Annotated in this window: 5 protein-coding genes; 4 read left to right on the top strand and 1 reads right to left on the bottom strand. The window is 72.9% G+C overall.

Going from position 1 to position 6,514, the window contains the following annotated elements; translation table 11 throughout:
• Positions 1–339: 339 nt before the first annotated feature.
• Positions 340–1,533 (bottom strand): helix-turn-helix transcriptional regulator, encoded by a 1,194-nt coding sequence (locus tag AB0N84_RS16265; protein WP_182048061.1) that lies wholly within the window; start codon positions 1,531–1,533, stop codon positions 340–342.
• 179 nt (positions 1,534–1,712) lie between these two features.
• On the opposite strand from AB0N84_RS16265, the gene AB0N84_RS16270 reads away from it, so the two are divergent.
• From AB0N84_RS16270 to pgi, 4 genes are all read left to right on the top strand, one after another.
• Positions 1,713–2,009, top strand: coding sequence for a metal-sensitive transcriptional regulator (locus AB0N84_RS16270; RefSeq protein WP_069713601.1), 297 nt, complete (start codon positions 1,713–1,715; stop codon positions 2,007–2,009).
• A gap of 43 nt (positions 2,010–2,052) precedes the next feature.
• On the top strand, positions 2,053–2,271 hold the full coding sequence (locus AB0N84_RS16275; protein ID WP_069713600.1) for a heavy-metal-associated domain-containing protein: 219 nt from the start codon (positions 2,053–2,055) through the stop codon (positions 2,269–2,271).
• Complete coding sequence (locus AB0N84_RS16280) at positions 2,268–4,538, top strand: heavy metal translocating P-type ATPase (RefSeq protein WP_363548219.1); 2,271 nt, start codon at positions 2,268–2,270, stop codon at positions 4,536–4,538. Before AB0N84_RS16275 ends, AB0N84_RS16280 begins: the two co-directional genes overlap by 4 nt.
• A gap of 122 nt (positions 4,539–4,660) precedes the next feature.
• The gene (gene pgi, locus AB0N84_RS16285; RefSeq protein WP_069713599.1) at positions 4,661–6,370 is read left to right on the top strand and encodes a glucose-6-phosphate isomerase; all 1,710 of its coding nucleotides are present in this window, start codon (positions 4,661–4,663) and stop codon (positions 6,368–6,370) included.
• The last annotated feature ends 144 nt before the right edge of the window (positions 6,371–6,514 follow it).

The following is a 6,514-nucleotide window of genomic DNA, read 5'->3' on the forward strand; positions in this document are numbered from 1 at the left end:
GGCACCGCCACCGAGCGAGTGCACACCGTTCACCTCACGCGCAGCGATCCCGGCGACCTTCGACACGACCGTGTCGTCGATCGTGGTCTTGCCCGCAGTGCCCGACGCGTTCGCGTGCGAACCGGTCGTCCGCGTCGCCGTCGTGGCCGGGGTGGGGGTGGTGGTGTCAGCCATGTTCATGCTCCTCTCGATGCCCGCCGGGACACGTTCCCAGCGGTTGCTGTTCACGGATGAGACGGGGTGACACCGAGGTTCGTCACGCGACGGTCACGGGTTCCAGAGGTCTTCCAGGAAAGGTGCCAGAACGGCGGTTCTCCGTGTACCCCGGGCCGAGCCGCTTCAGCGCCGGACGCCGGAACCGGCCGTCGTGTTGCGCGACGCAGCGTCCCGTGCGGCACGGACGACGGCCATCGGCGACTGCCCGCACTCCTCCTGGAAGAGCTGCTGCAGACGCCGGGGACGCACGCCCGCGGCCTCGGCGATCTGCTCCACGGTCAGGTCGCCACCCGCGTGCGCCTCGATGTGCGCGAGTGCCCGACGGACGCGCCAGGACGTCCGTCCGGACTCCGGACGCGCAGCCCGCGAGGCCCGCAGGGTCGCGGCCGGGTCCTCGCCGAACCGGTCCCGGTAGGCGGCGGCGAACCGACCGGGGTTCGTGAACCCCCATCGTCGCGCGACCGGGGTGACGCCGTCGTCGCCGGCGGCGCGGAGCAGCTCGCGGCGCACGCAGTCGAGTCGGTGGTCCCGCAGGAACCGGTTCGGCGTCGTGCCGAGCGTCCGGGCGAACACGTCCTGCAGCCCGCGCTGGCTGAGCCCGGACGCCTCGGCGATCTCCGGGACGGACGGCCGGTCGTCGGCGTGCGCCTCGATGTACCGGATGGCGTCCCGCAGCCGGTTCGCGACGGGGACGTCCTCGCCGCGGTTGCGGATCGGGAAGGTGTCGAGCACCACGACGGCCAGGCGGCGGTTGAGCGCGGTGCGCATCGGCCCGACCACCCGGTCGTCGAGCAGCGCCGGGGCGAGGTCCTGCACGAGGCGTCGAAGGGGTTCGCGCTGCGCGACCGTCGCGTCCTGCTGGTCGAACAGGAGCGGTCCGTCCGGCAGGCGGTAGCCGAGCTCCTCGCCGACGGACCGCAGGAACGGGTCCGCCAGGTGCAGGCCGTTGTAGACCGTGTCCGCGGACACGAACCGGTACGCCTCGGACGCCGAGGCGATGTAGGGGCTGCCCGGCTCGATCACGCGGGTGCGGTCGGCGAAGTGCATCTCGAGTCGGCCCCGGGTGAGCCAGAAGACGACGTGGTCGGTCCGCGGCGCGATGACCCCGCCGCGGCGACCGTTCTCGGAGCGCATGGTGCGGAGCGTGACGTCCTCGTCGCCGACGATCGTGTACTCGTACCGCGTGCCGTCGGTCACGAAGGTGTCGGTCCCGAGGTCGCGGCCGTTCACCTCGGCCGAGAAGATGCGCGCGTAGTCGACGCCGTCGTCCTCGGTGAAGCGCAGCCGGCGGAAGCCGTGCGTCGTCGAGGAGCCCATCTGCGCATCATGCCAGCCCTGTCCGCTAAGCGCACCGCCCCCGAGTGGAGGGGGCGACGGACGGGAGGCGCGTGGCGGGCCCGGCCGCGTGCCTCCCGTCCGTCAGGGATCACCGGTGCAGCGCCACCGCTCCCGGAATACCCCGTGGGGGTACCCTGTTGTCGACACCGGAGGTCGGGATGCAGGAACACGCGCACGTCGGGTACATCGACGACAAGGACGACCTGCTCAAGCGGTTGCGTCGGGCCGAGGGGCAGGTGCGCGGCATCGCGCGCATGGTCGAGGACGAGACCTACTGCATCGACGTCCTCACCCAGATCTCCGCGGCGAACCGAGCGCTCGAACGCGTCGCGCTCTCGTTGCTCGAGGACCACCTGCGCCACTGCGTCGCGGAGGCCGTCGCAGAGGGCGGGGACGCCGCCGACGCGAAGGTGCGCGAGGCGAGCGACGCCATCGCGCGACTCGTCCGCTCCTAGTCACCGAGACGTCCACGGACCCACACCGACCGGAAGGAACACCATGACCACCGAGACCATCGCCGTGACCGGGATGACCTGCGAGCACTGCGTGACGAGCGTGACCGAGGAGGTGTCCGAGCTGGACGGCGTCACCGGCGTCGCCGTGGACCTCGTTCCGGGCGGCTCCTCGACGGTGACCGTGACCGCCGACCACCCGCTCGACGACCAGGCCCTCCGCGGCGCGATCGCGGAGGCGGGGTACGAGGTCGTGTCCCGGTGACCGACGGTGTCGTCGACCTCGACATCACGGGGATGACCTGCGCCTCGTGCGCGAACCGCATCGAGCGGAAGCTCGGCAAGCTGCCGGGCGTCAGCGCGACCGTGAACTACGCGACCGAGCAGGCACAGGTGTCCGTCACGGACCCGGAAGCGGTCGACCCCGCCGCGCTCGTCGCCGCGGTCGAGGCGGCCGGCTACGGCGCGACGGTGCGCCTGCCGCAGCCGCCGGCCGGCGCGGACGACACGGACCGGGCCGATGCCGTCGACCCCGCCGCGCCCCTGCGCCAGCGGCTCGTCGTGTCCGCGGTCCTCGCGGTGCCGGTCGTGCTGCTGTCGATGGTGCCGGTCCTGCAGTTCCCGAACTGGCAGTGGGCGGCGCTGGCCCTCGCGGCCCCGGTCGCGGTCTGGGGTGCCCTGCCCTTCCACCGGGCCGCGTGGGTGAACGCCCGACACGGTGCCGCGACCATGGACACGCTGGTCAGCGTCGGCGTCCTCGCCGCGTTCGGCTGGTCGCTGTACGCGCTGTTCCTCGGCGACGCCGGGCGGCCCGGGATGCACATGGCCTTCTCGTGGTTCGCCACCGACCCCGAGGCGAGCGACCTGTACCTCGAGGTCGCCGCCGCCGTGACCGTGTTCATCCTCGCCGGCCGGTACATGGAGGCCCGCGCGAAGCAGCAGTCCGGCGCCGCCCTCCGCGCCCTGCTCGAGCTCGGCGCGAAGGACGCGTCCGTCCTGCGCGACGGCCCCAGCGGCCCCAGCGGCCCCGTCGAGACCCGGGTCCCGGCGGCGTCCCTCGTCGTCGGCGACGTCGTCGTCGTGCGACCCGGCGAGCGGATCCCGAGCGACGGCGTCGTGCGCGAGGGGTCGTCGGCCGTCGACCGCAGCATGCTGACGGGGGAGTCGGTGCCGGTCGAGGTCGGCCCCGGTGGACACGTGACCGGCGCGACGATCAACCAGGGCGGTCGGATCGTCGTCGTGGTCACGGCCGTCGGTGCCGACACCGAGCTCGCCCGCACCGCTCGCCTCGTCGAGGACGCGCAGACCGGCAAGGCCGCCGTGCAGCGGCTGGCCGACCGGGTGTCCGCGGTGTTCGTGCCGATCGTCATCGGCCTGGCCGTGCTCGCCTTCGTCGGGTGGCTCGTGGTCGGCGGCTCGCTCACCGCCGCGTTCACGGCCGCCGTGGCGACGCTCATCATCGCCTGCCCCTGCGCGCTCGGGCTCGCGACGCCGACCGCCCTGCTCGTCGGGACCGGGCGCGGCTCGCAGCTCGGCATCCTCATCGGCGGTCCGCAGGCGCTCGAACGCACGCGCGGTGTGGACACGGTCGTGCTCGACAAGACCGGCACCGTGACCACCGGCGAGATGCGGGTCGACGCCGTGCTGGCCGCTCCCCGTGCCGGTCTCCGCGACGCCGAGCTGCTCGCCGTGGTGGCCGCGGCCGAGGACGGCTCCGAGCACCCGGTCGCGCGCGCGGTCGTCCGAGCCGCCCGGGCGCAGGGCCTCGCGGTCCCCGGCGCCGAGCAGTTCACCGCGGCGCCGGGGGCCGGCGTGCAGGCCGTCGTCGACGGCGAGGTCGTCGTCGTCGGCACCGCCCGGTGGCTCGCGGAGGCGTGGGCCCTGACCGTGCCCGAGCCGCTGGCCGCGCAGGTCGCCACGGCGGAGGCGGGTGGCGGGACCGCGGTCTTCGTCGCGCGGGGCGGCAGCGTGCTCGGCGCGGTCGTCGTGGGCGACACCGTGAAGCCCGAGGCGGCGGAGGCCGTGCGCCGGTTCGTCGCGCTCGGGCTCCGTCCGGTGCTGCTCACCGGCGACAACGAGGGTGCCGCCCACGCCGTCGCCGCGCAGGTCGGCATCGACGAGGTGCACGCGCGGGCGACGCCCGCGTCGAAGCTCGACACCGTCCGCCGGCTGCAGGCCGAGGGACGCAGCGTCGCGATGGTCGGCGACGGGGTGAACGACGCCGCGGCACTGGCGGCGGCGGACCTCGGCATCGCCATGGGTGCAGGCACCGACGCGGCGATCGCGGCGAGCGACATCACCGTCGTGAACGGTCGCCTGACCGTCGTCGCCGACGCGGTCCGGCTCTCGCGGGCGACCCTCCGGACGATCCGGGGCAACCTGTTCTGGGCGTTCGCGTACAACGTGGCGGCGATCCCGCTCGCCATGGCCGGGCTGCTCAACCCCGTGCTCGCGGGTGCGGCGATGGCGTTCTCGTCGGTGTTCGTCGTGACGAACAGCCTGCGGTTGCGCCGCTTCGCGCCCACGCCCTGACCGGACCTCGCGGCCCTGTGCGCGGGGACACCGCCGCGGCACTACGCTCGGACGTGGTCCGCGACGCAGCGCTGCGGTGACCCGCGGTCCAGTACGTCCAGAAGGTACCCAGGAGGACCGAAGTGACCGAATCCGCTCCCGTCGACCCCACATCGACCGACGGCTGGAAGAAGCTCGCCGGCATCGCCGACGGATTCACCCCCGACCTGCGCGGTTGGTTCGACAGCGACCCCGGCCGTGCCGAGCGCTACACGTTCCAGGCCGCCGACCTGACCGTCGACCTGTCGAAGGGCCTCGTCGACGACGACATCCTCGCCGCGCTGCTCCAGGTCGCGAAGGACGCCGGCGTCGCCGAGCGCTTCCAGGCGATGCTCGCCGGTGAGCACATCAACGTCACCGAGGACCGCGCCGTGCTGCACACCGCGCTCCGTCGTCCCGAGGGCATCGAGCCGGCGCTCGTCGTCGACGGCCAGGACGTCGACGCCGACGTGCACGCCACGCTCGACAAGGTCTACGCCTTCGCCGAGAAGGTCCGCTCCGGCGAGTGGACGGGTGTCTCGGGCAAGCGCATCGAGACCGTCGTCAACATCGGCATCGGCGGCTCGGACCTCGGCCCCGTCATGGTCTACGAGGCCCTCAAGCCCTACGTGCAGGCCGGGCTCGAGGCGCGCTTCGTCTCGAACATCGACCCCGCGGACATCTACGAGAAGACCGCGGACCTCGACCCCGAGACCACGCTCTTCATCGTCGCGTCGAAGACCTTCGGCACCCTCGAGACCCTGACGAACGCGCGCCTGGCCCGCCAGTGGCTGTGGGCGGAGCTCGGCCTGACCGACGCGAGCGACGACGAGAAGTCGAACGCCGTCGCGAAGCACTTCGTCGCCGTCTCGACCGCGCTCGACAAGGTCGCCGCGTTCGGCATCGACCCGGAGAACGCCTTCGGCTTCTGGGACTGGGTGGGCGGCCGCTACTCGGTCGACTCGGCCATCGGCACGAGCGTCGTCATCGCCATCGGCAAGGAGAACTGGCAGCAGTTCCTCGCCGGGTTCCACGCGATCGACGAGCACGTCCGCACCACGCCGCTCGAGCAGAACGTCCCCGTCCTCATGGGCCTGCTCAACGTCTGGTACACGAACTTCCTCGGCGCGCAGAGCCACGCGGTCCTGCCCTACACGCAGTACCTGCACCGCTTCGCCGCGTACCTGCAGCAGCTCACGATGGAGTCGAACGGCAAGCGCGTCCGCTGGGACGGCACGCCCGTCACGACCGACACGGGCGAGGTCTTCTGGGGCGAGCCGGGCACGAACGGCCAGCACGCGTTCTACCAGCTCATCCACCAGGGCACGCGGCTCATCCCGGCGGACTTCATCACGGTCGCGAAGCCCGCTCGTCCGCTGAAGGACGAGTCCGGCGACGGGAAGGCCGTGCAGCCGGGCCAGGACGTCCACGCCCTGTTCCTCGCGAACTTCTTCGCGCAGACGAAGGCGCTCGCGTTCGGCAAGACCGCCGACGAGGTCCGCGCCGAGGGCACCACCGACGAGGGGATCGTCGCGGCCCGCACCTTCACGGGCAACAAGCCGTCGACGTCGATCCTCGCGCCGGAGCTCACCCCGAGCGTGCTCGGCCAGCTCATCGCGCTCTACGAGCACATCGTGTTCACCGAGGGCACCATCTGGGGCATCGACTCGTTCGACCAGTGGGGCGTCGAGCTCGGCAAGCAGCTCGCGCTGCAGATCGCCCCGGCCGTCGACGGTGACCAGGACGCGCTCGCGTCGCAGGACTCGTCGACCAAGGCGCTCATCGCCAAGTACCTGGAGCTGCGCGGCGAGTAGTCACGCACCCCCACGACGGACGGGAGGCGCGGGGGCGGGGGGCCCCCCCCCCCCCCGCCGGGGGGGGGGGGGGGGCGGGTGGGCGCCGCCGTACCCCAAGAGGCGCGCAAGCAGGTTACCCGCGCAGGCAAGCAGGGCCCGCCC

This window comes from Curtobacterium sp. NPDC089185 (assembly GCF_040685235.1).
Lineage (GTDB): Bacteria > Actinomycetota > Actinomycetes > Actinomycetales > Microbacteriaceae > Curtobacterium > Curtobacterium citri.

Excerpts from the sequence above, each read along its gene's own strand:
- AB0N84_RS16265 (WP_182048061.1), bottom strand. The coding sequence starts at position 1,533 with ATGGGCTCCTCGACGACGCACGGCTTCCGCCGGCTGCGCTTCACCGAG.
- AB0N84_RS16270 (WP_069713601.1), top strand. The coding sequence starts at position 1,713 with ATGCAGGAACACGCGCACGTCGGGTACATCGACGACAAGGACGACCTG.
- AB0N84_RS16275 (WP_069713600.1), top strand. The coding sequence starts at position 2,053 with ATGACCACCGAGACCATCGCCGTGACCGGGATGACCTGCGAGCACTGC.